The sequence below is a fragment of the Neobacillus sp. GCM10027624 genome (assembly GCF_042675345.1).
Classification (GTDB): domain Bacteria; phylum Bacillota; class Bacilli; order Bacillales; family Cytobacillaceae; genus Neobacillus; species Neobacillus cucumis_D.
The window spans coordinates 47490-73487 of record NZ_JBHTHD010000010.1 but is presented as its reverse complement, the minus strand read 5'-3'; the positions used below and the strand labels follow the sequence as shown (position 1 = coordinate 73487).

Annotated in this window: 23 protein-coding genes and 1 riboswitch; of the genes, 5 read left to right on the top strand and 18 right to left on the bottom strand. The window is 42.4% G+C overall.

All coding sequences use genetic code 11. The features are described 5' to 3' along the window. Positions 1-133: 133 nt before the first annotated feature. Positions 134-901: a 2,3-diphosphoglycerate-dependent phosphoglycerate mutase gene (gpmA, locus tag ACFQZ9_RS14800; protein ID WP_498944370.1), complete on the top strand. Its 768-nt coding sequence runs from the start codon at positions 134-136 to the stop codon at positions 899-901. A 66-nt stretch (positions 902-967) separates the two neighbouring features. Here the strand turns inward: gpmA and ACFQZ9_RS14795 are convergent, their stop codons facing one another. Together ACFQZ9_RS14795 and metE are read right to left on the bottom strand one after the other, a co-directional pair. After that, positions 968-1438: an acyl-CoA thioesterase gene (locus ACFQZ9_RS14795; protein WP_198310695.1), complete on the bottom strand. Its 471-nt coding sequence runs from the start codon at positions 1436-1438 to the stop codon at positions 968-970. Positions 1439-1516: 78 nt separating this feature from the next. Further along, a complete protein-coding gene (gene metE, locus ACFQZ9_RS14790; protein WP_498944369.1) occupies positions 1517-3805 on the bottom strand; it encodes a 5-methyltetrahydropteroyltriglutamate--homocysteine S-methyltransferase in 2289 nt (762 codons plus the stop codon). A 296-nt stretch (positions 3806-4101) separates the two neighbouring features. Beyond that, a riboswitch (cobalamin riboswitch) is annotated at positions 4102-4297 on the bottom strand. Between the two features lie 127 nt (positions 4298-4424). Between metE and ACFQZ9_RS14785 the strand changes: the two genes are divergently transcribed. After that, on the top strand, positions 4425-4724 hold the full coding sequence (locus ACFQZ9_RS14785; protein WP_498944368.1) for a hypothetical protein: 300 nt from the start codon (positions 4425-4427) through the stop codon (positions 4722-4724). A gap of 131 nt (positions 4725-4855) precedes the next feature. Continuing rightward, positions 4856-5035 (top strand): small acid-soluble spore protein H, encoded by a 180-nt coding sequence (locus ACFQZ9_RS14780; protein WP_498944367.1) that lies wholly within the window; start codon positions 4856-4858, stop codon positions 5033-5035. Between the two features lie 53 nt (positions 5036-5088). Here ACFQZ9_RS14780 and ACFQZ9_RS14775 read toward each other — a convergent pair whose 3' ends face one another. The 13 genes from ACFQZ9_RS14775 to ACFQZ9_RS14715 form a co-directional block, all read right to left on the bottom strand. Next, positions 5089-7023 carry a bifunctional 2',3'-cyclic-nucleotide 2'-phosphodiesterase/3'-nucleotidase gene (locus ACFQZ9_RS14775; RefSeq protein WP_498944366.1) on the bottom strand — a complete coding sequence of 645 codons (1935 nt, stop codon included), beginning with the start codon at positions 7021-7023 and terminating at the stop codon, positions 5089-5091. A 131-nt stretch (positions 7024-7154) separates the two neighbouring features. Further along, positions 7155-7787: a copper homeostasis protein CutC gene (locus tag ACFQZ9_RS14770; RefSeq protein ID WP_498944365.1), complete on the bottom strand. Its 633-nt coding sequence runs from the start codon at positions 7785-7787 to the stop codon at positions 7155-7157. Positions 7788-7862: 75 nt separating this feature from the next. After that, positions 7863-8897, bottom strand: a complete 1035-nt coding sequence (locus tag ACFQZ9_RS14765) for an asparaginase (protein WP_498944364.1) — start codon at positions 8895-8897, stop codon at positions 7863-7865. Between the two features lie 38 nt (positions 8898-8935). Beyond that, positions 8936-10090: an ROK family transcriptional regulator gene (locus tag ACFQZ9_RS14760; protein ID WP_498944363.1), complete on the bottom strand. Its 1155-nt coding sequence runs from the start codon at positions 10088-10090 to the stop codon at positions 8936-8938. A 160-nt stretch (positions 10091-10250) separates the two neighbouring features. After that, positions 10251-11144: a sugar phosphate isomerase/epimerase family protein gene (locus ACFQZ9_RS14755; protein ID WP_498944362.1), complete on the bottom strand. Its 894-nt coding sequence runs from the start codon at positions 11142-11144 to the stop codon at positions 10251-10253. A gap of 3 nt (positions 11145-11147) precedes the next feature. After that, positions 11148-12206 (bottom strand): Gfo/Idh/MocA family protein, encoded by a 1059-nt coding sequence (locus ACFQZ9_RS14750; protein WP_498944361.1) that lies wholly within the window; start codon positions 12204-12206, stop codon positions 11148-11150. A gap of 22 nt (positions 12207-12228) precedes the next feature. After that, positions 12229-13104 carry a sugar phosphate isomerase/epimerase family protein gene (locus ACFQZ9_RS14745; RefSeq protein ID WP_498944360.1) on the bottom strand — a complete coding sequence of 292 codons (876 nt, stop codon included), beginning with the start codon at positions 13102-13104 and terminating at the stop codon, positions 12229-12231. Positions 13105-13132: 28 nt separating this feature from the next. Then, complete coding sequence (locus ACFQZ9_RS14740; protein ID WP_498944359.1) at positions 13133-14101, bottom strand: ABC transporter ATP-binding protein; 969 nt, start codon at positions 14099-14101, stop codon at positions 13133-13135. Continuing rightward, the gene (locus ACFQZ9_RS14735; protein ID WP_498944358.1) at positions 14094-15083 is read right to left on the bottom strand and encodes an ABC transporter ATP-binding protein; all 990 of its coding nucleotides are present in this window, start codon (positions 15081-15083) and stop codon (positions 14094-14096) included. Before ACFQZ9_RS14735 ends, ACFQZ9_RS14740 begins: the two co-directional genes overlap by 8 nt. A 15-nt stretch (positions 15084-15098) precedes the next feature. Then, complete coding sequence (locus ACFQZ9_RS14730; protein WP_498944357.1) at positions 15099-15995, bottom strand: ABC transporter permease; 897 nt, start codon at positions 15993-15995, stop codon at positions 15099-15101. A 12-nt stretch (positions 15996-16007) separates the two neighbouring features. Further along, on the bottom strand, positions 16008-16931 hold the full coding sequence (nikB, locus tag ACFQZ9_RS14725; RefSeq protein ID WP_308914153.1) for a nickel ABC transporter permease: 924 nt from the start codon (positions 16929-16931) through the stop codon (positions 16008-16010). Between the two features lie 235 nt (positions 16932-17166). Then, positions 17167-18735, bottom strand: a complete 1569-nt coding sequence (locus tag ACFQZ9_RS14720) for a glutathione ABC transporter substrate-binding protein (protein ID WP_498944356.1) — start codon at positions 18733-18735, stop codon at positions 17167-17169. A 575-nt stretch (positions 18736-19310) separates the two neighbouring features. Then, positions 19311-19685, bottom strand: coding sequence for a transposase (locus tag ACFQZ9_RS14715; protein WP_498944355.1), 375 nt, complete (start codon positions 19683-19685; stop codon positions 19311-19313). A gap of 231 nt (positions 19686-19916) precedes the next feature. Between ACFQZ9_RS14715 and ACFQZ9_RS14710 the strand changes: the two genes are divergently transcribed. Both ACFQZ9_RS14710 and ACFQZ9_RS14705 read left to right on the top strand, forming a co-directional pair. Further along, the gene (locus tag ACFQZ9_RS14710) at positions 19917-21605 is read left to right on the top strand and encodes an Ig-like domain-containing protein (RefSeq protein ID WP_498944354.1); all 1689 of its coding nucleotides are present in this window, start codon (positions 19917-19919) and stop codon (positions 21603-21605) included. A gap of 90 nt (positions 21606-21695) precedes the next feature. Continuing rightward, positions 21696-22238: a hypothetical protein gene (locus ACFQZ9_RS14705; RefSeq protein ID WP_498944353.1), complete on the top strand. Its 543-nt coding sequence runs from the start codon at positions 21696-21698 to the stop codon at positions 22236-22238. Between the two features lie 116 nt (positions 22239-22354). Here ACFQZ9_RS14705 and ACFQZ9_RS14700 read toward each other — a convergent pair whose 3' ends face one another. The 3 genes from ACFQZ9_RS14700 to ACFQZ9_RS14690 all read right to left on the bottom strand — a co-directional run bounded on the left by ACFQZ9_RS14700 (position 22355) and on the right by ACFQZ9_RS14690 (position 25995). Beyond that, positions 22355-24400, bottom strand: a complete 2046-nt coding sequence (locus tag ACFQZ9_RS14700; protein ID WP_498944352.1) for a GW dipeptide domain-containing protein — start codon at positions 24398-24400, stop codon at positions 22355-22357. 179 nt (positions 24401-24579) lie between these two features. Continuing rightward, positions 24580-24768 carry a hypothetical protein gene (locus ACFQZ9_RS14695; protein WP_498944351.1) on the bottom strand — a complete coding sequence of 63 codons (189 nt, stop codon included), beginning with the start codon at positions 24766-24768 and terminating at the stop codon, positions 24580-24582. A 387-nt stretch (positions 24769-25155) separates the two neighbouring features. Continuing rightward, positions 25156-25995 carry a glycosyltransferase family 2 protein gene (locus tag ACFQZ9_RS14690; RefSeq protein ID WP_498944350.1) on the bottom strand — a complete coding sequence of 280 codons (840 nt, stop codon included), beginning with the start codon at positions 25993-25995 and terminating at the stop codon, positions 25156-25158. Positions 25996-25998 lie beyond the last annotated feature (3 nt).

Here is a 25998-nt window from a genome sequence, read left to right as displayed (position 1 = left end):
CTTCTTTAAAAAAAGGGAACATTTTTTTGTGGCAGCACAAGTATTGTGCTTAAATCCCGTTAAACTGTTCCAAATTATAATCCACTCCCGCTAGACACATACTAAATAAAAACTAATTCAGGTGGTTAAAACAGTGAAAAAAATTGTTTTTATCCGGCACGGTCAAAGTCTATATAATCTGGAGAATCGCTTTACCGGCTGGCTTGACGTCGACCTCACCGATGAGGGGTATAATGGGGCCCGGGAAGCCGGTGCTATTTTGAAAAAGCATGGCTTTACCTTTGATGTTGCCTATACCTCCGTTCTTAAGCGGGCGATTCGGACCTGTTGGATTCTCCTTCATGAGATGGATTTAGTGTGGATTCCGGTGAAAAAATCATGGGGGCTGAATGAAAGGCATTACGGCGGGCTGCAGGGGTTGAACAAGGACGAGGTCATCGCACGCTTCGGTGAAGAACAAGTAAATGAGTGGAGGCGCTCTGTCAGTGTCCGGCCACCGGCCCTTTCCAGGAAGGATCACGCACATTATCTGGCTGATCCGAAATATACAGGGCTAGGGGCAGATGAACTACCCTTTGCCGAAAGCCTTCTCGATACAGAAAAGCGTGCTGTAGCCTATTGGAAGGAAGAGATTGTTCCTGATTTGCTGCAGAACAAACGCGTCATCATCTCTGCTCACGGGAACACACTCCGGGCATTGGTGAAATATCTCGACCTAGTTCCCGACGAAGAAGTCACAAGCCTAAACATCCCCAACAGCATGCCGCTCGTCTACGAACTCGACGACCAACTAAAACCCATCCGCCACTACTACCTGTGCGACGAAGGCGAAGCCACGGAAGACCACATTCCACGACACATCGACCTCAATGACCCCGAAAACTGTGAATGGATCGGGTAATTGGATTCGACAAAAAACGGGTGGTGACAGGCACCACCCGTTTTTTGTCGAACATACAACTTACCTCTAGCGTATCGCCGCCCTTAATTTTCGGTTTTCTTTCCTAGCTAAGGCAGTATCGAATAGTTGTTTTTCTTCTTCACTTTCCGGGAATACGCCCGGAACTGGAATCGGTTTTCCCTCTTGATTGACTGCCACCATCGTCAAAAAAGATTCGGTTGTTAAGGTCTTTTTATTTGTGATAAGGTTGTGCGCTGTTACCTTTACGTACACCTCCATTGAACTTCTCCCGGTATACGTAACAAACGCCTCTAATGTCAATGCATCCCCTACCTTGGCGGAAGATAGAAAATCCACCGAGTCAATCGATGCCGTCACAACCGCACAATTCGCATGCTTCATCGCTGCAATTGCCGCAATCTCATCAATATACGCAAGCACCTTCCCGCCAAAAATCGTATCCAAATGATTCGTATCCGGCGGAAAAACTAGACGCGTCTGAATCGTCCTTGAATTCTGTATCGGTAATTTTTCCAGGGTCACGAAAACCCCACCCCCTCATCATTCTTTCGATAGAATTCGGGTGGTGACAGGCACCGCCCGAATTTTGTCGAATCACTTAAACCATTCTAACACAGTCATTCGTTCACGGACCAAATGTGTGGCTTCTACCATATTTTTCAGGGATTGGATGGTTTCTTCGGTTCCTCTGGTTTTCAGGCCGCAGTCGGGGTTGATCCAGAATTGGGCTGGGTCAAGGGCTGCTAGGCCGCCGGCGATGACGTCGACAATTTCTTCACATGAAGGTATTCTTGGGCTATGTATGTCATATACCCCCAAGCCAATTCCTTTATGGTAGGCATGTTGATGGAATGTCGAGATTAGCTCTCCATGACTCCGTGAAGTTTCAATCGAAATGACATCCGCATCCAGTTGATCGATAGGTTCAATAAAATCATGAAAGTCACAATAACACATATGGGTATGAATTTGTGTCGTATCCGCTACCGTCGAGGTCGTTACCCGGAAAGCTTTTACCGCCCATTCTAAATAGTGTTCCCAAGCAGATTTCTTCAGTGGCAGCCCCTCGCGAAGTGCCGGTTCATCCACCTGAATCATGTTAATCCCTGCCGTCTCAAGGGCTTCCACTTCTTTTCTCAGCGCAAGAGCAATTTGAAAAGCAACCTCTGAGCGCTGCAGATCGTCGCGAACAAACGACCAATTCAGAATCGTGACAGGCCCTGTAATCATGCCCTTGACTGGTTTTTCCGTAAGCGACTGGGCATACACACTTTCTTTAACCGTCATCGGTTGCAAAAACTCCACATCACCGTAAATCACGGGCGGCTTCACACAACGCGAGCCATAGGATTGAACCCATCCGTTTTCCGTGAACGTAAATCCGCCTAATTTTTCTCCAAAAAACTCAACCATATCCGTGCGCTCGAATTCGCCATGAACGAGTACATCCAAGCCCATTTCTTCTTGGATTCCAATCCATTTCCCCATCTCCGCTTGAATATACGAATCATATTGTTCCGTCGACCATTCTCCCTTGCGCCATTTTCTCCGTGCTTGACGTACTTCCAAAGTTTGCGGAAAGCTTCCAATTGTCGTAGTCGGCAGCAGCGGCAGCTTCCAACACTTTTGTTTTTCGCGACGTTCTTCAAAGGTAGCAGCCCGCTCAACCTGCTGAGACCAGACGCGCGACACCTCTTCCTGAACTTCCTCACAGTTTCTTGCTGGGGATTGGTTCAAACGTTTGAGTGCCCCTTCGCTTAACGCGAACGCCTCACCTTTAATACCGTCACGAACACTTTCAACCAGACAGTGTACTTCCAATAACTTTTCATCCGCAAAAGCTAAAGCCTCTTTTATAACTGGGTCTAACTTCCCTTCATGCTGAATCGTAACTGGCACATGCAATAAGCTCGACGAAGGCTGCAACCATAATCGTTCCTGAGGGACAATCTTTTTGATCGCATCAACTAAATTTCTTTTTTCAGAAAGATGTGCACGCCAAATATTTCGACCATCAATCACCCCAGCAGCAAGGACTTTATCCTTTGGAAATCCAAACGTAGCGAGGGCCTGCAGATTCCTTTCCAAACCATGGACAAAATCCAGTCCAATCCCCGCAACCGGTAAATCGATAACGTCCTGATACCATTCAACCGCATCAAAATAGGTTTGCAGCATAATCCGCAGCTGTGGCGCAGCTTCCTGCAGTTGTTTGTAAATATAAGCAACAGTTTTCATTTCATCTTTTGTGATAGAGGTAACCAAAATTGGTTCATCTAGCTGTACCCATTCTACCCCCTCTTCCGCCAGCTCTTGTAAAATTTGTGCGTACAACGGGACAATCTGTAAAATAAGTGCAGGCAATTGTTTCGGCTCATATCCCTTTGATAGCTTTAAGAACGTGTAAGGTCCGACTAGGACTGACTTTCCATGAATTCCAAGTTTGTCCCGAGCTTCCCGGTAGGCTTGCAGCGGCCTATTTTCGGTTAAGGTAGGTATAACTTCCCCGAGCTCCGGAACAATGTAATGGTAATTCGTGTTAAACCATTTTGTCATTTCACAGGCGACCGCTTTTTCACTGCCGCGGGCCATTGCAAAATAGGTTGAAAGTGGAACGGGCCCTTGACCTTCATAACTATACCTTTTCGGCACGCAGCCAAACATTACGGCTAGGTCTAGCATATGATCATAAAAAGTAAAATCCCCGACAGGAATCCACTCGATTCCTAGATTTTTTTGCTTTTGCAGGTGGTGGAGGCGAATTTCTTCTATTTGCTTAAGAAACTCTGATTCTCCTAATTTCCCGGTCCAAAATCCTTCTAAAGCCTTTTTCCATTCACGTTTTTCCCCAATGCGCGGGTACCCTAGATTACTGCTTTTCATCTTAATTCCTCCTACTCTTTTTGAAAAATAACATAGTGTTCGCGCAGCGTTACTTATAGCCGACATTTTGACTCGCCTCGCACCTATTTCTGTCGCCTATCGACCTTTTCGGAGACACATTCCCCAGATCAGTGGGCCATTTTTGTCTTCAACCCCAGAAAGCTATTTTTTAAAAATAAAAAAAGGCATCTCTAACGTTCCAATAGAAAGTTAGAAATGCCTAATATCGATAGCGACATACGTCGCCCTGTTATCAGCAGCAGCCAATCTAACACCTCCCTATTTCCCGTAGGTCTTCAGCGTTGTCGAAACAGGCAGGTCTCCTGACTTAAGGATCATCACCAGCCGCATACCTTCCCAATCATCTCGATCAGTGGCAAAAAACTGCGTTGATTTCCCTTTTACAGTGGCGGGACCGTGTCGGACTTGCACCGAGCTTCCCTTTTCATCCTTGAAACCAAGCTTCAAGGAACCTGTTCCCACTTATTCAATTAAACAAGTACTCTACCATCATAATGCAAATCATCCAAAAATTGCAATTTTTAATGAGATTCTAATCCATGATTTTTCAGGTTTCTTAATATAATAAATCACTCTCGAATCAAGGAGGAAAATAAATATGGACAAGAGATTGCGGGAAATCCAGCAGCGGATTACACAGGAACACAAAGACCTCGGTAAGTTCGTACAGCATGTCCTTGACGAGTTCGACAAAAAAGCAGATGAACATCGCCGTCTGAGTTCCTCAAACGCCTTAGCCGGAATCAAAACCTCCGGAATCGCAGAAAAAGCCTTCTACGACACCGTAAACGAAACAAAAAAATGGGTCCTCGACGTCCTTGAACGCACCATCCAAGACTTCGAACACTCCGGTGACAAACACTGGAACAAAAACTTCAAAGACGGGGTCAGGGAGTAAATAGCTTTCGACAAAATTCGGGTGGTGACAGGCACCACTCGAATTTTGTCGAAACACCACACACCTACATAAATAGGCGTATATACTTTGTGATTAGGCGGATACTGTTAAAGGAAAAGGAGGTTCGATTGATGGACGCACAAAGAGCTCAAGATATTGCCAATTCAACTACGATGGCAAATGTTATGTATAACGGAACTCGGATTTATATCGAGCATGTTGACCAACAAAATGGCACTGCTACTATTCATCCTTTAGATCAGCCTAATCAAAAGCAAAGCGTTTCTGTATCAAGCCTAATGGAATCTTAATAAAAAAGTGCAAACTTCTAGAAGTTTGCACTTTTTTATTTTAAAGATCTCTCTTATTGCGTCAAATCCACCGAATACTTTGCAAATCCTCCATCGGATGGCCCAATATATTTAATATTCGGGAATTGTCCAAGGTATTTTTGTGCAATCGGTGAGGATTCAAACACTGGAACGGCTGAACCGCTAAATTTCGCGAAAGACCAGTTTTGGTCGGCAGTTGGATTCAGCGGTTTATGCGCCTGAATATAATTGGTTACAATCTGCCGGTTTTCATCTGGTGCCTTTAACACAATCTCACCTTGACTAACTCCAGGGAAGGTCGCACTCGAAGCACGATAATTGTTGGTGGCAACAATAAACTTCTGGTCGGCCGCAACCAGCTTCCCTTGATAGGCCAAATTAACGATTCGACTTGAGCCCGCATTCACCACATTCCCATTTACATCATACTTCGCAGGTTTGGTTACATCAATTTGATATTGCACACCGTCAATTACATCAAAGTTAAACGATGGAAAATCCGGATTAATTAACGGCTGCTCGCCGCCGGCAGGATTGAGTTGATTAAATTGCCCCGCGCTCATTTCTAGCCATTCTTTCAACTGGGCACCGGTTACTATTTTTGCTTGGAGTGTATTCGGATACAAATACAAATCTGCAACATTTTTGATGGCCAGTTTTCCAGCTGGGATATCGGTATAATACGTCGGACCGCCACGACCGCCTGCTTTAAATGGCGCTGCCGCAGAAAGAATCGGGATCCCCGCATATTTTTGGTCCTTTAATGCACCCGCCACATATTCAGCTTGGGCATTATTGACAATTTGAACAGACGGATCGTCCTTAACGAGGGCAAAATAGCTATAGATTGGAGCGGTTGTTTCCCCAACAGGCTGATTAACGTAGTTGGTTGTCGCCTCATGCTCTTGTCTAATCGCCTTCATTATTGACTCGTCGGTTTGAACAAGAGATTTCCCTGCAGGGTCAACAATTGGCCGTAAAGCCGCTTTACTGTCAACTACTTTCCACTTACCTCGTTTTTTCTGCAGCTGCAGATCAATCACGCCAAGATGGCTGCCAAAGGCTCCGGCCATGACCACCGGTTTCCCGTTGATGGTCCCCTTTTCAAGATTGGTATTCGGTAGGTCCTTGTAGATTGGACCTGGGAAGGTGTTATGCTGATGTCCGGTAAATACGGCATCAATACCCTTGACCTGTGTTATGTAGTAACCGGCATTTTCCATTCCGGGCTGATAGGGCTCCCCGCTAATTCCCGTGTGAGCAAGGGCGACAATCACATCCGCTCCCTGCTTTTTCATCTGCGGAACATATTTTTTTGCCGTCTCCACAATCGATCTTGTTTCCACTTTTCCTTCTAAATTAGATTTATCCCATTCCATAATTTGTGGCGGAACAAAACCGATGACACCGACTTTAAGGCTTTGCTTTTTACCGCGCTCATCGACAACCTTCTTTTTCAAAATCACATATGGTTTAAAATACGGCCCCTCAGTTCCCGCCTTTACAATATTAGCGCTGACCACTGGCATTTTTGCATCATTCAAGGTTTCCTTTAAAAAATCCAATCCGTAATTAAATTCATGGTTTCCAAGCGTAGTCGCATCATACCCCAATAGATTAAACGACCGGTAAACAGGATGGACTTCACCAGGTTTTAGCCCCTTTACTCTGGCCATGTAATCGCCCAATGGATTTCCCTGAATCTCATCACCATTGTCAAACAGCATGGAGTTTTTCACTTCACTCCGTGCCTGTTTAATCAGAGTGGCGGTCTTTGCCAGCCCAACCTTGTCATCGAGTTTGGTCTGATAATAATCATAATTCGCTAAAAATACATGAATATCTGTCGTTTCAAGCAAGCGCAGATGAACCGTTTTGTCAGGCTTTTGTGCCACTGCATTAGAAGGCATCATCTGCACCGCCAGAACCAGCATCGAAATTGCAAACAAAATAAATTTCTTTACCAATGAAAAAAATCCTCCCTTATATGAAAATCATACAAACGAGAATAGTATTTGTATCCACAAAAGGGATTATTCGACAAAATCGAGTGGTGACAGGCACCACCCGATTTTTGTCAAATTATTCTTTTAACATCTCAACCAACAATTTTGGTCCCATGGGCTTCTTTTATTTTTAGGGTACTAACGAGATGATTTAGGTTTTTAGCGGTAATGCCGCCACCCGGCAGGATGATGATTCTTTCGGCGGCATAGTCTACATATTCCTTCAATTTATGGAGGTTTTCCTCAATCGGAGATCCTAATGGGCCTCCGTGGGTTAGAATTCGTTTTACTCCATATTTTGCTAGCCAATCAATTGCATCCAACTGGAATTCTGGATGAATTTGATCAAAGGCCATATGAAAAGTTACGTCCAAGCCTTTTGCCGATTCCAGAAGGGTAAGTATTGCCGCCTCATCAATCCAGCCAGATTCATCTAAACAGCCAAGCACCACTCCATCTGTGCCTAATTGTTTAAGATGAACAAGATCCTCTCGCATCAACTCTATTTCTTCTTTACTATAAATAAAATTTCCGCCTCTAGGCCGGACCATGGCCATCACTTGAATCTTTCTACTATGGCAATATTCAATGGTTTTTGCCGCTACACCGTGGCTGACGGTTGTGCCTCCCACAGAAAGGTTGTCACAAAGCTCAATACGGTTAGCTCCTTTGGCAATCACCTCGGGGACCCTTGTAAAATTCTCTACACAGACTTCTTTAAGCATGAACGACCACCCTACAAATTGATTTCAGTTTCCATTCAGAAACCATCGCTAGCCTTTAACATAGGCAACTGTTTTTCAAATTTCTTGTTTGCCCGCATTTTCGGGATATGCAATCAGTGCAAACCGTTCATGAACGGCCCCAACTTCAGCACCGGCATCATTTTTTAAAACAGATGGTTTTAAAGCTCTTAAACTCGTAATCGTTTGTTTATTCTTATACCCGATTTGTTCCAAAATCGAGGCGACAATGACTGGCCAAACATCCTCTGATCCATTTAACACCTTTAAAGCAAAACCAATTCTTTCATTTTTCAAGCCAAAGCAATATACTCCCTGTGCTCCGCCTTTTGCGACAATATTTTGATCTTGAAGCAAGACGGAACAAATAAATCGCTCTGAAGCAATCATATGGGGATACTCATTCATAATACCCGTCATTTGTATAACGGCTTTTTGCAAAATTGGGTCCTTAATCAAATCAGGACAAGCTAATTTTAGATAGGTTGTCGCCATATTTTTTAAAGGAATGGCAAAAACAGGGACCCCGCAGCCATCCTTTCCAACTTTAATCTCGGTAATAGGGATTTCCGAGAGTCCCGAAAGAATCTGCAGGATTTGTTGTTGAAGTGGGTGGTCCACTTCCCAATATCCTTCAACCGGGTATCCAAGTTCACGGCAAACTGTAACAAATCCCATATGTTTACCTGCACAATTATGGTAAAGTCTTCTTTTTTCTTTATTTTCCCGCAGCATTTCTTCCCTTGGTGCTGCATTTAAAGGATGGGAGCAAGGACAAAATAATTCTTCCTCCCGAACAGGTAATTTCTTTAGCATCGACTCTAAAGCTGCAATATGATAGGATTCCCCGCGGTGGGAAGCAGTAAACAAAGCAGCCTCCTCCCTTGTCAATCCATATTTCGTTATAATATTCGCTAAGAAGGCAGGCAGCGCTTGGATTGGCTTGGCCGCTGACCGATAATACGTGTAATGGTCAGGGTCCCCAGCATAGTAGATCGTTTCCAGCCTTTCATTTACCCCGCATATCATTCCCATATGAACATTTTCAACTAAACCTGCTCTAGTTTCTTCCACTAATTTTACCGCATTCATCTTTCTAACCTCTCCCCTAAAAAAATGAAATCCCTTGTTTACTCTAAATCCAGAAGCAAATTTTGTACTTGAATCGCTGCGCCAAGAACAACCCCATGTTCACCTAACTGGGAATAAACGATCTTTACTCTTTCTTTCAATGGTTCCCATATATATAGGTCACATTTCTGCTCAATCGGTTGCTTTATTTCGGGGAGCCTTTCAATCGTATCCCCGCTCAGAATAATCATTTCTGGATTATAGAGACAAAGGATATTGCTAACAGCTAGAGCAATATAAGTCGTTGTTCGATCCATAAGATTATGGGCCCATGATTCCCCATTTCGGTATGCCTCAAATACATCAAGAATGGAATCAATTTCTTTTACCTTTCTTGCATCCGCAACAATCGCCCCTTCGGATATATAGGTGGCAAGGCAGCCAATTTTTCCACAATTACAAACATTCCCAGTCGGATTAATCACAGTATGGCCGATTTCCCCCGCATTATTGGAATCGCCACGGTAAATTTCCCCGTTAAGAATCATCGCAGAACCGATACCTGACCCAATACCAACAAGGACGGCATGATGCGAATTTTTTGCACTCCCCTTAAAATCCTCTGCGACAATCTTCATTTTTAATTCATTGTCAATCATGACTTCGAATGCCGTAAGCTGTTTAAGATCTTCCGCTAGATTGACATTTTTCCATTTAAGCTGATCCGATACCTTTACAACTCCGTTTTGATTATCAATAAATCCTGGTAATCCTGCTCCAATCCCAATTATCCTTTGATGTGGAATCCGATTTTTTTCAATTAATTCCTTTAGGTTCATATTTACCTTTTCAAGTGTTTCAAAGTAACTTTCGGACTCCAATCTTGGAACCCTCCTTAATTCAACAATCTCCCCAACATAATTGACAATACCGATTTTTATAATAAATTTGTCTATTTCAACTCCGATCGTAAAAAACACATCACCACATACATCAAGTAAAACAGCCTTTCTACCAACACCGGAAGTTACTAATTCCGTTTCTTTAACAAATCCTTGTAAATGAAGCTCATTTACGATCCTCGTAATCGATGTCGGACTCATCCCTGTGATCTTAGCAATTTCCATCCTCGAAATCGGCGATTGATTCTTTATAATCTCTAAAACTAAATTCTTATTCTGCTTCTTCATTAAAAGCTGATCCTGTTTTTCCATTCCATTTACATCCCTTTTTAAATGATTTTTCTATTTCTCTTTAAAAAATCATGTTAAATCTCCCATTCATAAGAAAGCACTAACATCATTTTTTAATTTCTTTCGACAAAATTCGAGCGGCGCCTGTCGCGCCCCGAATTTTGCCGAACACAACTCCTTCTCAATCTACCTTAAATGCTTTAATAAATTCAATTGCTTCAGTGATATCTTGAGTTGGGTTGGTTTGAACTTCGCGTTCAATGGTTAGGTAGCCGTCGTATTGGATTTCTTGTAAGGCCGCGAAGTATTTTGGAAAGTCAACTGCCCCTTTTCCGAGTGGCAGTTCACGAAAGTAGTCACCGGAGGCAACCATTTGGGCTATTTTTTCATGGTCTGTTCCGCCTCCATAGCCAAGCGCCCCATAGACATCGCGAGGGTCAACCGGTTTAAGACGGATTCCATCCTTTACATGGGTGTGAACGATATAATCCTTAAGAAGCTTTACACCTTCTACAGGATCATCGCCCGTTACCATTACCATATTCGCCGGATCAAAATTGACAGAGACTCCATTGGTACTTAGGCTATCCAAAAAGTCCTTCAATCTGGCAGCTGGCTCCGGACCCGTTTCGATGGCAAAATAGGCATTCATCCTTTTAGCGTAGACCCCAAGCTCTTCACAGGCCAATTGCATGGCTTCATAGATCGGACTGTCCTTTTCCTCCGGGATAATGCCAATATGGGTAGTAACAATATTGGTTCCAAGCTCCACAGCTAGGTCCAAAATTCGTTTTGATTTTTCAACCTTCTGCTTATTTTGGTGCTGGTCCTGAAACCCATGACCGCCTAAATCACCGCAAAGGGCTGAAATTTCTAAACCCAATGACTCAATATAAGATTTAAGTTCCTTCCGAGATCGGGCACTTAAATTTTCCGGGGCCATTTCACCGTTAACCGCATAGATTTGGACACCATCTGCCCCCATTTCCTTTACTGCTTTAAGCCCTTCATGGAGCGGCAATTGAAGACTATCCACTATAACCCCGATTTTATTGTTCAATTTTAAATAAGGCATTGATTAAAATCTCACCTCGCACTTCTTTTCCGCGGCTTCATAAATCCCCGCTAAGATTTTCATGATTTCAACGCCGTCTTCAACGGGTGCCACTGGTTCGATCCCCGATAAGCAGCTCTCCACAAAAGAATCAATTTCATTTTGAAAAGCATTGGAAAAATCGAAGCTAAGATGATCGATTTGCGGGTGAATATTGAGAATCGTATCATTTTCTTCACTAATTAATACTAATTCCGGTTCTAATTCAGCTCCGCCATTAGTGCCGAATAATTTTACTTGAATTTCATCCTTCTTTGCATGTAAGGTAAAGGAAACATCTACAAGTAAAGAAGCTCCATTCTCAAAGGTAATGAGAGCATTAGCTAAATCCTCCACTGTATTTTTCCCTTTGTCATAGTCCGCAGCTTTATAAAAACTTAGATTCTCAACGTTTCCACGATTTCCAAGCTGCCGATACGTGTTCCCGGAAATTGATTTTACCTTTGGACGCCCCATTAAATACCAGCAAATATCAATAATATGAACACCAAGATCAATTAATGGACCGCCTCCCGAGCGTTCCTGGTCGGCAAACCAGCCGCCCGGATTCCCTAATCGCCGTAAGCAGGATGCCTTGGCATAGTAGATTTCCCCTAATTTCCCCTGGTCTATAAACGATTTTAATATTTTCGTATTGGTGGCAAATCTCCTGACAAAACCAACCTGCAAGGTTTTATTGGATTCTCGCGCAGCTTCCTCCACCTTTACTGCTTCTTCGACCGTCATCGAGAGTGGTTTTTCTACTAATACATGCTTGCCGTTTTTTAGGGCGCCAATTGAAATTTCCGCATGGGTGTTATTCCAGGTGCAAATACTGACAGCATCAACATGAGGGTCGTCAAAAACCGCTTCTAGAGAGTCATACACCTTTTCAATTCCGTACTTCCTTGCTTTTTCCTCCGCTCTTTCCTTTGAAAAATCGTACACACCATATAATACGGCATGGAGATTGTTCGCATAAGATGCCAGGTGCATATCAGAAATTGAACCTGTTCCAATCACACAAACCCGAAGCTGTTCCATGTGTTTCACCCCTTCTGTAAAATTACTGCACTTCATTCCATAGTCTTCTTACATTATCCATGCCAATTTTCGATCCAATCTTGCAATCTTCCATTCCCTCAAACTCAACCGTTAAATAGCCGTCATATCCTGAATTTTTAACGAGTTTGATAATCTCACGAATATTTAAATCACCGTGGCCGACAATCGCACCACGCAAATAGTTTTCATTCACCGTCCGGAACCAGACACCATCCCCTGGATTTTCATAGTAAGGACGAATATAGAAATCTTTAAAATGAACAGTCGCAGCATATGGAATATTTTTCTTCACTCCAACTAGCGGATCTTCATCAATACAAAGGAAATTTCCCACATCAAGGGTCGTTTTAAAATTCTCACGGTTCACAGCATGAATCACCCGCTGGACCCGGTCACTTGACTGAACATTAAAGCCATGATTTTCAATTGTAGTCGTAATACCAAATTGTGCCGCATAATCAGCAATCAACTGGCTGCCTCTAACAAATTTTGAAAAATGTTCTTCAAAATAATGGATGGTCATTTCTTCAGGCTTTAGCGTGAAGGCCGTTACATCATGGCGCATAATCTTGATCCCTAAACGATTGACGATATCTACATGTGTTTTGAGACGTTCCACTTCTTCTTGAAAAGCCTCTTCAGTCTCTTGAACAAAGTTTGCCGGCAAGGAATAGGCTGACAGCTCAATCCCGAGTGTTGCTGCTTTTTCCTTAACTTGATCCGCTAATTCGGGATTATCGACCACCGAATAACCGTAAGGAACCATTTCCATATGTTCGCCGCCATTATCCGCAATCCATTGAATGACATCCAATACATCCATCGTCCCTTCGCGTAATTCCTTCACTAAACTGTATGTACTTAATCCAACCTTCATCGAAAACCCCTCCTATTTTTTAAAACTGCTATTCTACCAAATGACAAGCAACAAAATGACCGTCTGTTCCCGCTTTTTTCAAAGCAGGTTCCGTCCCTTTACAAGCCTCAGTCGCCAAAGGACAGCGTGTATGAAACCGGCAGCCTGCCGGCGGATTCACCGGACTTGGTAAATCCCCTTGTAAAATAATCCTTTCCCTCCGCAGACGCGGGTCTGGAATCGGAATCGACGACAAAAGCGCTTTTGTATACGGATGCTGCGGGTTTGAAAAAATAACCTCTTTCGGCCCAGACTCCACGATCGTCCCTAAATACATCACACCAATATGGTCACTGATATGCTCAACAACACTTAAATCATGCGAGATAAATAGATAGGTTAAGTTAAATTCGGCTTGTAAATCCTTCAAAAGATTAAGGATTTGAGCCTGGATGGAGACATCTAAGGCCGATACGGGTTCATCCGCAATAATCAATCTTGGTTTTAGAATCAGCGCCCGTGCAATGCCAATGCGCTGACGCTGGCCGCCGCTGAACTCATGGGCGTAACGATTCGCATGATACTCACTTAAACCAACAACCTCTAAAATTTCCGCTACCTGTTTATATCGCTCTGCCCTTGATAGATTCGTATGAATCGCAAGTGGTTCGGCAACAATATCACGAACTTTCATCCTTGGATTAAGCGAGGCATACGGGTCCTGAAAAATCATTTGCACCTTTTTCCGCATCGTTTTTAATTGTGATTCTTTTTTTCCCGAAATTTCATCCCCGTCAATCCAGATTTCTCCCTGATTCGGCTCAATCAGCCGATTAATCAGCCTTCCTGTTGTCGATTTTCCGCAGCCGCTTTCCCCCACAAGACTGAACGTCTTCCCCTCCGGAATCATGAAGGATACATCATGGACCGCTTTGAGCGTTTTCTTTTTTCCAAACATGCCATCCGGAATCGAAAAAGATTTCTTTAACCCTGATACCTTTAAAAGAGTATTAGACACTTATGCCCCCCCTTTCCTCTTTGTATAACCAGCAGCTGCAAGTCCTGCCATGATCAAATTTCAATTCTGGCGGTTCTTCCTGATAACAAATCGGCATCGCATCATTACACCTTGGAGCAAACTTGCATCCTTGAGGTAAATGATTCGGGTCCGGGACATTGCCTCTAATCGAGTCCAATTTATCCCTTTTCTGACCAAGCTTTGGCACAGAGCCAATCAGCCCTTTCGTATAAGGATGTTTTGGGCTTTCAAATAAATCGAATACATTCGCCTCTTCCACCACTCTGCCTGCATACAATACGACTACCCGATCACACATTTCTGCAACAACCCCTAAATCATGGGTGATCAATAACACCGACATCTGTTCCTTTTGTTGCAGTTGTTTGATTAGATCTAATATTTGCGCCTGGATGGTGACATCCAGTGCCGTGGTCGGTTCATCCGCGATGAGTAGCTGTGGATGACAGGTTATCGCCATCGCAATCATGATTCTTTGTCGCATACCGCCGGATAACTGATGGGGAAACTCTTTCATGATTTCCTCCGCCCTTGGAATACCGACCTTTTTTAAAATTGAAACGGCATGTTCCCGTGCCTTCTTCTCATCAAATCCTAAATGAAGGCGGATCGGCTCGAGCAGCTGCTCGCCAATTTTCATCACGGGATTTAAGGAAGTCATCGGTTCTTGAAAAATCATCGCAATTTGTTTTCCACGAATTTTCCTCATTTCCCCTTCAGATTTGCTCGTTAAATCCTCTTGATTAAATTGAATCCTGCCGCCTGAAATTTCTCCGCTCGTCCCTTTAAATAATTTCATGATGGAGAGGGAAGTGATACTTTTTCCACTTCCGGATTCACCAACAAGACCGACAACCTCACCTTTATGGATGTGAAAGTTAACACCGTGTAAAATTTTCGTTTTATGTTTATCCTTCGTGAATTCTGTTTCAAGCTTTTCTACCTGCAGCAGCTTCTCCATCCTTTTCAAACTCCCTTATTCATTCTTCGTTTTCGGGTCCAGTACATCTCGCAGCCCATCGCCGACAACATTGAAGGCCAAAACGGTTAAAAAGATGGCAATCCCCGGCATCATTACGACATGCGACGATGTACCTAAATAATCACGTCCGAGGCTTAACATCGCTCCCCAATCCGGTGTTTCCGGACTTGCCCCTAAACCAAGGAAGCTTAAACTCGAGGCTGCCAAGATGGCTGTTCCAATCCGCATTGATATAAAGACGATTAAACTACCAAGTGTTTCTGGAAGAATATGTTGAAACATGATTCGAAAATGGGATGCCCCCATCGATTTAGCCGCCTCCACAAATACAGTTTCTTTTGCCTCAAGCGTAGCTCCCCTCACCAACCTTGCGAAGGATGGAACACCAAAAATGGAAACGGCAATGACTACATTTGTTAATCCAGGGCCCAAGATTGCCACAATTGCAATCGCGAGAAGGATATCGGGAAAGGCAAACATAACGTCGCTTCCTCTCATGATAAGCCGATCAAGCCAGCCGCCAAAATAGCCGCTGACAAGCCCTAACATGGTACCAACCAAGGCTCCGAGAAAAACAGAAAGAAAGCTTACACTCAATGAGATCCTAGCACCGGCTAGTAATCTACTAAAAATATCTCTCCCATATTCATCCGTGCCTGCTAGGTGGTCTTTACCGGGACCTTGTAACAGTGCATTATAATCAGGTTTATAGGGGTCATACGGCGCGATATAAGGACCTATAATTGCGATGATAATCAGTAATAGGATAAAAAAACTTGCCCAGAACGCTGTCTTTTGCTTTTTCCAATTTTTCCAAAAGTCCTTAAACGGAGAATACCTTTTTTCTGTGATGATCGTCTGATTTTGAGTAACTTGTTTCGATAATTCCATTATGGCCCTCCTCTATGAAACGTAGCGGATTTTAGGATTAAGATAACTATATAAAAGGTCGACAATTAAATTGACAATAATAAATTCAACGGAGAACAGTAATAATTCAGCCTGGATGACAGGGTAGTCACGAAAGGCAATCGAGTCAATTAATAACCGGCCCATTCCCGGGAAACTAAAAACAGTTTCTACTACAACGGATCCTCCCAGTAAAAAGCCAAACTGCAAACCAGCAATGGTTACAACCGGAATAAGTGAATTTCTCAGGGCATGCTTAGGAATGACAACCGATTCCTTCAACCCCTTTGCACGTCCAGTACGGATAAAATCAGCCTTAAGCGTTTCGAGTAGTGAAGATCTGGTAAACCGAGCAAGCATCGACATGATACCGGCACCCAGTGTTAACGATGGTAACACATAGCTTTGCCAGCCCTCTGCACCGCCTGTTGGAAACCATCCCAGCTGTACGGAGAAAATCTGAATGAGGATTAACCCTAACCAAAAACCTGGTAACGAAATTCCCGAAACCGCTGTTACCATCCCAAGATAATCGGGCCATTTATTTTTAAAAACAGCGGAGAATGTTCCAATAATTAATCCAATGATTAAAGCCCAAACCATACTGGCTAATGTTAGATAAATCGATGGCATAAAGCGGTCAACAAACATATCCGTTACTGGTAATTTTGTCTTCAGGGAGGTACCTAAATTCCCTTGAAATAGGTGGCCCATGTAGGTAAAATATTGCTCCCAAATCGGCTGATTGAGCCCAAGCTGCGCCCGAATCGCTTCGACCTCATCTAACGTGGCGTCTTTTCCTGCCACCAGTCGTGCTGGGTCGCCTGGAATTAAGTGGGTAAAGAGGAAGATTAAAATAGAAACAATAAATAGGATTGGAATCATTTCTAGAATTCTTTTTAAAATATATTGGAGCATGGTGAAAACCCCTTTCATAGAAAAGCGTAAGCGCCTTGGTCAGCCCTGACAAGCGCTGGAGGACCTGACGGTGAAGTCGTTCTTTGACTTCATCGGCAGGGCCGAAGCGACCTCGAGGGGCTAGGCGCTGGAGCTGGACAGTTCTCAAAGTCGCAGATTGATCTCTTTCATCTTCAAAGAAGGAAAGAATCCTCGGGGGAAAGAGTCCCCCGAGGCCTCTTTTAAACCATTAAAATTACTTCAAGTTTGCGTTTGTTACGTCAATTCCGCCATCCGGCGTAATGTTGACACCTTCCACATTTGTTCTCTTGCCAGTTAAAATTTCATCGACGCCTAGGAAAATCCATGGAGCATCTTTATAAATGGTGGACTGGATATTGCTGTAGATTTCATCCTGTTTTGCTGCATCGGCTGTTTTATTCACTTCATCCATCCATTTGTCTACCTGGTCATTTTTATAATAAGCCGTATTTGCACCCTCTGGAGGGAATGAACCGCCATAGAATAATGGTTTTGTTGCATTGGTTGTATCAGAAGGATAGGCAGACCAGCTTACATACCACATTTGTAATTTTGTATCTTCCGGTTTTTGTGCTCCGTAAATTTCATCTGAAAGAGTGCCTTCTTCCATTGATTTAATATTTACATCGACGCCAATCGCTTTTAATTGCTGCTGGATGAATTGCATCCCCTTCATCGTGTCGGAGTTTGTATTCCCCCAAATTTCCGTTTTGAAGCCATTTGCATATCCAGCTTCTTTTAATAATTGCTTTGCTTTTTCGATATTTTGCTGATATTCTTCCTGTTTTACATAGTGAAGCGTTTTACTCGGTATAATCGAGTCTAAAGGAAGCCCGAAGCCCGCATTGACAACACTGATAAAAGCATCCTTATCAACGGCATAGTTTAATGCCTGACGAACACGCGGATCGTTAAATGGCTTTTTCATCGTGTTAATGGATACATACCGTGCGATCGTAGAAGGAATTTTTTCTACCTTAACGTCAGAATTGCTTTCTAATTCTTTAATGTTTTGACTAGGCAGTGGATAGATGACCTGTGCTTCACCTGTTTTTAACATAGCAACGCGAGATCCATTTTCCGGAACTGGTTTGTAGGTAATCTTTTTCACACGGTCAGCTTTGTTCCAATACCCATCAAAACGTTCAACAGTTAAATGATCGCCTTGAACCCATTCAACGAATTTAAATGGACCTGTTCCAACTGGGTTTTTGGCAATCTTGTCATTTCCTTTAGCTAAGAGCTTCGGGCTAAGAATTTTTGCGGATACAAATCGGGTTAACATCCCTGCATATGGTTCTTTGATAGTGATTTTCATTTCATAATCATTGATTACATCGATTTTCGTGATGAGATTAAATCCGCGGCTGTTTAAACGAAGGCTGTCATCTTTCATGATTCTTTCAAAGTTGGCTTTTACGGCTTCTGCATTAAAGTCCTCTCCATCATGGAACTTTACCCCTTTACGCAGTTTAAAGGTATATTCCAATGCATTATCACTAACGCTGTACTCTTCAGCTAGTTTAGGGATAATTTTTCCTTCTGAATCAAAGCCCAATAGTCCTTCAAGCATGGCAGACTGTACGGAGTTAGAATTGGTATCACCCGTATTATGCGGGTCCATCGAAATAAAGTTTTCATTTACTGCGATCACCATTTCTTTGTCACCTGATTTGGTACCAGGCTTCTTTTCACTGCTGCTTTCCTTGCTGGAACATCCAACGACCACTATTGCCGAAAGAACGATTAACAGCAGCGTTTTCCAAAAATGAGTCTTCTTCAATTGTCTTCCCCCTTTGATAATTTTTTCAGGTACTTTGCTTGTTGTGTTTGATGTGAGTTATACCCTTGAAAGAATATGATTGGATTACTTCTATTTCGTCTCCTATAACAGGAATAGAGATTGAAGTAATCGTAAATCTAATTTCACCCGCGGTGTTAATAATTGCTTTGAATTAGAGTCATTTTATTGGGGATATCCGCTCTTTTTAAGTTTAATTTCTCCACTGATGAAATTAATACAACAAAAAAATAGGAACCTACCAAACTTGAAAAGTTAAAATCATTATATCTTTCATCGAAACCGTTTTCAACGAGAAGATTTCGACAAAACTCGGGTGGTGACAGGCACCACCCGAATTTTGTCGAGTCACAATATCTTTTTATATTCCGGGTTATGACTGGAAACGGTTGAGCGAGTCTCGGAAGTAACAGATAGCCCCTATGCTCTATATAAATGTGGGAATATCCATTAATTCTTTCTCCTTTCCCCAGTTTCAGGAAAATTCATAACCATCCAGAATAATTTCCTTTTTTCTTCGGTCGATCCAGCAAATAAATCTAACAGACTATCAATATTCATGAAAACCGGCTGCGGGGCCATCGGCTCCTTAAATAAATGACAGTGCTCCAAGGATAGAGTTCGGGGTTCTTCACCATACCAGCCTCAACAGGATTCATATGAATATAGCGGCACACATCAAGCATTTCTTTTCGATCAAGGATGATATTATCATGGAAACGTTTTTCAAAAACATGACCGGTTAGATTGTACTTTGTGTTATAGTAATCGGCATACCTTCTGTTGATAATTGACATTAGTTTTGAGATCGGAACTTCTTGTGAACGAATGAGAAGGTGATAGTGGTTGGTCATCAAACAATAAGAGGCAATTTCAAAGTGGAATTGATCATGGAGCTCATAAAGGATTATGATAAAAAAGATATGGAACATAGATTCTCTTTTTACGAGACATTAAAAACAACCTCCAAACAGAATGGATTTAAATCACAAAACTAATTCGACAAAACCACTCAAAATCCTGCAACAAACCACAAAAAGCATTCGACAAAATCCGAGTAGCGTCTGCCGCCGTTCGGATTTTGTCGAAAAATATTACACTTTCCTACTTTTGTCCTATGAAGTATACTAAGAAATGTGTAGAAATTTGGAGGAGAATGGGAAATGAAGAAAAGATTACATAAGAATGCTTTTAGTTTCGTTTTGGCTGGGACGATTGCCTTGACGCCGATTGCAGCGAATTTTGCGATTGCTCCACATACTGCTCATGCGGCGACGGATGCGACAGCTGGTATTGTTGCGTATCATGATGCAATTTATAAAAAATTGACAGCTTCTGATATTGCGGATATTAAAGCGGCTTACAGTAAGGTAGACAAAGTTGATTTTTCAAAGGTTCTTGGTGCTAGTTTAGTAGCGAAAATTGACGGGAAAACTTCATCTAAAGGTACAGCGGTTGCAATTGCAAAGGACCTAGCCAAGCTACAATATCAAACAAACTCAAAAGATTTCAAAGCAGCACTTGAAAAGTTCAGAACAGACCACAAGGATCATTTTACTAAGATTTTTGACGGAAAGCTTTCGGTTGATCAAGCCATCCTATTATTTGCCGATTTTGAAAATCGCTTGCAAAATAAACTTGTACAATCCTTTATTAAAAAAGACAACTCAAGCTTTAATACGATCGTAAAAGCAGCTGCTAATGATGCTGCAAAGGCTAAAGGGGTTGAAGGTTTATTCTCGCAAAAATTAGGCGTATCCCTTGATACCCTACTAGCCATCAAAGCTAATGCAGAAAAAGCTACGGACCCCGTGAAATCTGCCTCTGCAGGATTATCATCAGGACTGATTCGTAGTAATGGTGGCGACATCTATGGCTCAAGCTCAATATATGCAGGTTCATCAGCTTCCTACCTATTTAAAGTTGCTATTTTAGGAGATTTTACGAAGAATGTTCAATGGAAAACAACCAATTCAGAAATTGCTTCCTTCAGCGGCAATAAACTGACAGCCAAAAAAGCTGGAAAAGTAAAAGTACAAGCTTACTATTTAAACATGCCGGTTATTACAAAAGATGTAACAATTTCCGTGAAGGACACGGTTGCACCAGCTGCGCCAAAAGTCGATCCTTTTGACAACCGAGACAAAGTGATTTCCGGAAAAGCAGAAGCCAATTCCTACATCACTGTAAAACGAGGCAGTACTACCGTTGCGAAGGGTTATGCTTCATCAAAAGGAACTTTTGCTCTGCAAATTGAACGCCAAAAAGGCGGTACGATCCTTACGCTTACCGCAAAGGATAAAGCAGGCAATACAAGTAAGACAACAATCTATAAAGTACTAGACAAATACACTGCAGCACCAACCGTTTACTCCGTTGACAACAATGATAAAGTAATCAAAGGAAAAGCAGCAGAAGGACATTCTTACATCACCGTAAAATATGGTAAAACAACGATTGCAAAAGGCTATACTTCTTCAAACGGCAGCTTCTCACTTAAGATGAAGACGCAAAAAGCGGGTACTGTCCTTAAGGTTTATGCAAAAGATAAAGCAGGTAATATAAGTGTAGCGACAACCGTTACAGTCCATGATAAGATTGCACCGGCAAAACCAACTGTTTACTCTGTTGACTCAAACGATAAAGTCATCAAAGGAAAAGCGGAAAAAGGCGCTACCATTACGATCAAAAAAGGTTCAAAAGTATTAGCGACTGGAAAAGTTACCAGCAAAGGAAACTTCAGCATCAAAATCAAGGCCCAAAAGAAAGGCACTGTCTTATATGTAACAGCTAAAGATAAGGCTAAAAACGTAAGCAACAAAACAAAAGTAGTTGTAAAAGCAGCGAAATAATCATTGAATCAGGCAGACCCTTTTGGTCTGTCCTTTCTATTGTTTTTTCCAGAATGGTTAACGAAAATTTATTATTAGCAGGAGCATATCATGAAAAGGAAATTGTCCGTTTTTGTTGCAGTTCTCGTTGTATTTGGCAGCATTGGGTATGGGGTTTATCGAGTTGGCCTGAACATGGCCTCTGCTAAATTAATTGAAAATGTTTCAAAGGACTTAGAAACATCAGGGGATTTGTCAAAAATCAAGCAGTCAATTCAAAACGATCCAAACGTAAGAAAAACAGTTGAAAGCGATCCAAAATTAAAAAACCTTGTGAAAAAAGCAGATTCCGGCGCTTCTGTCAGCACCAGCACGGCACGACAGCCAACAACAAAAGCACAAACAGCATCCAACCACGGCGGTACTATCACCACTCAGGCTCCAATCCATAAGCTACCTTTTAATACAAAAGAAGATGCAGCAAAGCTATTAATTTCAAAAATTGGCCTACCCGAGCTTAAGGACATGTACTCAAAAGTACAAGCAGGAACCATGACAAAAGCTGAAGTCCTCCAGATACTTCGAAGCAAACTAACAGAGGACGAAATCACCGCACTAAAACTCGTCGCCTACAACGAAATCACTAATTCATAAACACAAAAGCGGCCTCTCCGATTCAAAGGAGAGGCCGCTTTTTAATTGTGGAACTTACCACTGTGAAATAAGAAAATTCGGGTGGTGACAGGCACCGCCCGAATTTTGTCGAATCACTATTTCAAATAATTTTTGTCGATCCATACTTTTTTGCCGCCGAAGTTGCCGTAGTACCAGGTTGCTTTCCCGACTTTCCATTTGGAAGTGATTTTGAAGGTTCTTCCTTTGTATTTGGATAGGCTTTTGTAGGTGGTGTCTTTTTTGCTGCCCCATGGTTTGCTGTAGGCGCTGCCGGTTCCTTTGACGACAAGTTTTTTGCTTTTTTGTTTGGTCTGCGCATAGCTTTGTGAGGAAAGGTCAGTTTGTTTCACCCAGCCAATGACTCCTGCGCTTGCACTAGCCTGATTGCTTAGCAAGTAATAGGTTTGTCCCATAAAGCTTGCTTGTTTCTTAATATAATAGACATGATTCGTATAGGTTGAACCTGCCTTGAAGCCAGACGAGCTATCTCCTATCAGTTTATAAATCTTAACACTGCTGCTTCTTACCCGGCCTAAACGGCTTGTGCTACTCTCTTTGATTGATTTGACAGAATAAGAAGGAACCCAAACCGTCTTACCGTCCAACTGTCCGCGATACCAAATGGTACTGCCGATTTTAGCGGTTAGCTGCGCCTTAAATCCCTGTTCCTTATAGACGGATAGATTTTTAATAGTGGAATCCTTTACACCGCCCCATGCCTTGCTATAGGCGCTGCCGGTTCCATTGATTAAAAACATCTTCGGATTTTTATCAACTTCTGCATAGGATTGCGTTGTTAAATCCGTCGATTTTGCCCAGCCGATTACTCCTTTTGTACTACTTGTCTGTGTGCTAAGCAGGTAATAGGTATTACCGTTTGCCGTAGCTTTCTTTTTAATGTAAAAAACAGTGCTGGTATTCGTTGCACCTGATGGATTCGCAGTCGCTTCCTCACCAATGTTCTTATAAATCTTAACGTCAGGATTTTTGACCACACCTAATCGGTTTGTGCTGCTTTCCGTGATGGTCGTTACGTTACTTGAATACACCCAAACCGTTTGGCCTGCAAGCGTTCCGCGATACCAAATCGAGTTTCCGATTTGCTCCGTTGCGTTGACCGTGAATTCTTGGTCGGCATAGGTAGAAAGCGTCGCGATGACGGCATCATTTTTCTGGCCCCATTCCTTGCTATAGGCTTTTCCGGTTCCTTTTAAAATAAAATTCTTTGATTTTTTACTGATGAGGGCGTATGGCATAACGGATAAATCCGCTGACTTTACCCAGCCGATGATTCCTTTTTCATTACTTAATAGAAAAAAGATTTGACCGTCTTCGATCGCTTGTTCTTTTATGTAATAAACGCGATTGGTATAGGTGGAATCTGCTGTGATGGCGGTGGTGTCATCGCCAATTTCGTGATAAATTTTTGCGCCTTCGTTCTTGATGTAGCCTAGTCTTTTTGTATCGATGGTTGTATTTAAGGTATTGTATTTTTGCGTGACTTGCTTAACAAAGTCATTCCAGTTATAGCCCCACTGAGAAAAATAACCATGCGGGTCGCCATGGTCTGTGCCACCAAGGAATTTGGAAACAGCATTATGGGACCATAATGTGCCCTTGCCTGTTTTTTCAGCGCTGGTGACGCCTAGATTGTATTCAAATAGTAAAAAGGCAAGATAATTCGCGTAGTTATTGATGGAGCGGGCAAATTGATCAAAGCTATGGACTCGGACCAGTTCGACATGGACAAAGCGTTTGTTGGCATAACTCCCTGCACCCCATGCCCCATAATTGGGAGACTGGATTTCGATGACATGCGAGCCATCGACAAATGCATGCACAAATGCATTATTATAATGTTTCGACATATAGGCGATTTCACCGTAGATGGTCGAGTGGCTGTTTGCCGTTTCATGGGCGACGACCCCTTCAACCATCGCATAGCCATTGCGATAATTGAAGTCTGGAAACTTACTGATATGCTGATATTCGAATTTCACCGGTGTGAGCTTTTTTGTTTTAATATAATCATTCACATCCGGATACTTGGCCTTCGCAAAGGCCTGTCCCCCTGTCAGCCATTGTGGGAACAATGTCGAACACATCAACATAACCACAATTAAAATAACTGCTTTTTTCATACTTCCTCCCCATATTTTCATTCTCGAAATATTTCCATAAGACAATTATACTATTACTCTATTACAAAATTTAAGATATTTTGAGATATTTTGAGATTTTTTTGTAAAAAAAGGGGAGAATCGACAAAATTCGGGTGGTGACAGGCACCACCCGAATTTTGTCGAATAGGATAATAAGTCTATTGCAGATGAACTAATTTTTCATCAAAGTATTCGTTCATGAGGAAATTGAGTTTTAGTGAAAGTGTGATGTAGTCGGGGGTGCTTGGACCTTTTTCTTGGTAGAGTTTTTGCATTTTGAGTTTAAGATCACGGATTTCCGTTAAAAGTTTTAGGTTTTCGTTTTGTAAAGCTTGGGTTAGCTTCATCATCCACACCTCTTTTAAAGAATTTTGATGATTTTGGAAGGTATGATGACTGATTCAATTTGTTGTTTCATTGTTCGATTGATGGGCACAACAATTCCAAAACCAAATTGATCGTATCATAGTCCATTTTTCATGTGAACAAAGATAATAAAAGTAAAAATATTTAAAAAAATAGTAAATAATATTGAAATATCAAGTAGCAAGAGGAAATATTGCCTAAACTCCTTTAATACCATCTTTAGAGTACCATTAGTAAAAAAACACGTTATATTCTAATAATATCCTCACAAAAAATAAAAGTATTTAGAAATCACTAAAAAATTCGACAAAAATCGAGTGGTGACAGGCACCACCCGATTTTTGTCGAATCAAACGAACTTCTCGTTCTCACCCAATTAATCGTGACCGAAATGGTTGGCCGTCCCAGAGGATGTGGCTTTCGGCTTGTCTTTGTTTGACTTCGGGTTGTTCTAAGAGTTGGAAGAAGTTTTTGGTTGGGAGGCTGCCGAGCTGGTGTTTTTCGGATAGTTTGTCGAGATAGGCTTTTCTTGAAGCAGAGTCCTTCGATTGGTTGTTATTTCCATCCGAAAAGTCATATAGCACACCGGCGGCCGGTACACGCTGGATCCGATGGTTTTCCGCTACCCGCAAGAAGAAGTCCCAATCCCAATAGTTATGTACGTCTGGGTCAAACAACCCCAATGTTTGATGCAGCCCCCGTCGGTAAAGACTTCCGGAGGGAACATAGGTGGAGAAGCTTCTCATTGCCGTTAAATCCATTTCATAAGCAAACAAAAACCGGCTGGCCGCAACCCTCATCCGGTTCTCCATCGTAAAATTCACAATCTCCACATCGGAATAAACCAAATCATACTCCCGTATCGCGCCGACCATCGTTTCGAGATGGGTTGGGATAATTAAATCATCATCATCAATCAGCATGATGAACTCGCCTTTAGCCCTTAATACCCCTTGATTGCGCGCCAAAACATGCTTCGAATTCTCCTCCAGCTCCACCATCACGAGATTCAAATCAGGATACACCTCTTGAAGGACATCGACCTTTTCCCCACAATCGTTAACAATGATTACCTCAAAATTCTTGTACGTCTGCCTGCATAGTGCCTCCACCAGCTCGGCTAATTGATAAAGCCGGTTGTAGGTTGGGATCACAATCGAAACCAATGGCTGACTTAATACTCTTTCCCCTGTCATTATGTTACTCATCCC

Coding starts and splice junctions, on each gene's coding strand:
- metE (WP_498944369.1), bottom strand. CDS start 3,805: ATGAAAAGCAGTAATCTAGGGTACCCGCGCATTGGGGAAAAACGTGAA.
- ACFQZ9_RS14785 (WP_498944368.1), top strand. CDS start 4,425: ATGGACAAGAGATTGCGGGAAATCCAGCAGCGGATTACACAGGAACAC.
- ACFQZ9_RS14780 (WP_498944367.1), top strand. CDS start 4,856: ATGGACGCACAAAGAGCTCAAGATATTGCCAATTCAACTACGATGGCA.
- ACFQZ9_RS14770 (WP_498944365.1), bottom strand. CDS start 7,787: ATGCTTAAAGAAGTCTGTGTAGAGAATTTTACAAGGGTCCCCGAGGTG.
- ACFQZ9_RS14765 (WP_498944364.1), bottom strand. CDS start 8,897: ATGAATGCGGTAAAATTAGTGGAAGAAACTAGAGCAGGTTTAGTTGAA.
- ACFQZ9_RS14760 (WP_498944363.1), bottom strand. CDS start 10,090: ATGGAAAAACAGGATCAGCTTTTAATGAAGAAGCAGAATAAGAATTTA.
- ACFQZ9_RS14755 (WP_498944362.1), bottom strand. CDS start 11,144: ATGCCTTATTTAAAATTGAACAATAAAATCGGGGTTATAGTGGATAGT.
- ACFQZ9_RS14750 (WP_498944361.1), bottom strand. CDS start 12,206: ATGGAACAGCTTCGGGTTTGTGTGATTGGAACAGGTTCAATTTCTGAT.
- ACFQZ9_RS14745 (WP_498944360.1), bottom strand. CDS start 13,104: ATGAAGGTTGGATTAAGTACATACAGTTTAGTGAAGGAATTACGCGAA.
- ACFQZ9_RS14735 (WP_498944358.1), bottom strand. CDS start 15,083: ATGGAGAAGCTGCTGCAGGTAGAAAAGCTTGAAACAGAATTCACGAAG.
- ACFQZ9_RS14730 (WP_498944357.1), bottom strand. CDS start 15,995: ATGGAATTATCGAAACAAGTTACTCAAAATCAGACGATCATCACAGAA.
- nikB (WP_308914153.1), bottom strand. CDS start 16,931: ATGCTCCAATATATTTTAAAAAGAATTCTAGAAATGATTCCAATCCTA.
- ACFQZ9_RS14715 (WP_498944355.1), bottom strand. CDS start 19,685: ATGTTCCATATCTTTTTTATCATAATCCTTTATGAGCTCCATGATCAA.
- ACFQZ9_RS14710 (WP_498944354.1), top strand. CDS start 19,917: ATGAAGAAAAGATTACATAAGAATGCTTTTAGTTTCGTTTTGGCTGGG.
- ACFQZ9_RS14705 (WP_498944353.1), top strand. CDS start 21,696: ATGAAAAGGAAATTGTCCGTTTTTGTTGCAGTTCTCGTTGTATTTGGC.
- ACFQZ9_RS14700 (WP_498944352.1), bottom strand. CDS start 24,400: ATGAAAAAAGCAGTTATTTTAATTGTGGTTATGTTGATGTGTTCGACA.
- ACFQZ9_RS14695 (WP_498944351.1), bottom strand. CDS start 24,768: ATGAAGCTAACCCAAGCTTTACAAAACGAAAACCTAAAACTTTTAACG.
- ACFQZ9_RS14690 (WP_498944350.1), bottom strand. CDS start 25,995: ATGAGTAACATAATGACAGGGGAAAGAGTATTAAGTCAGCCATTGGTT.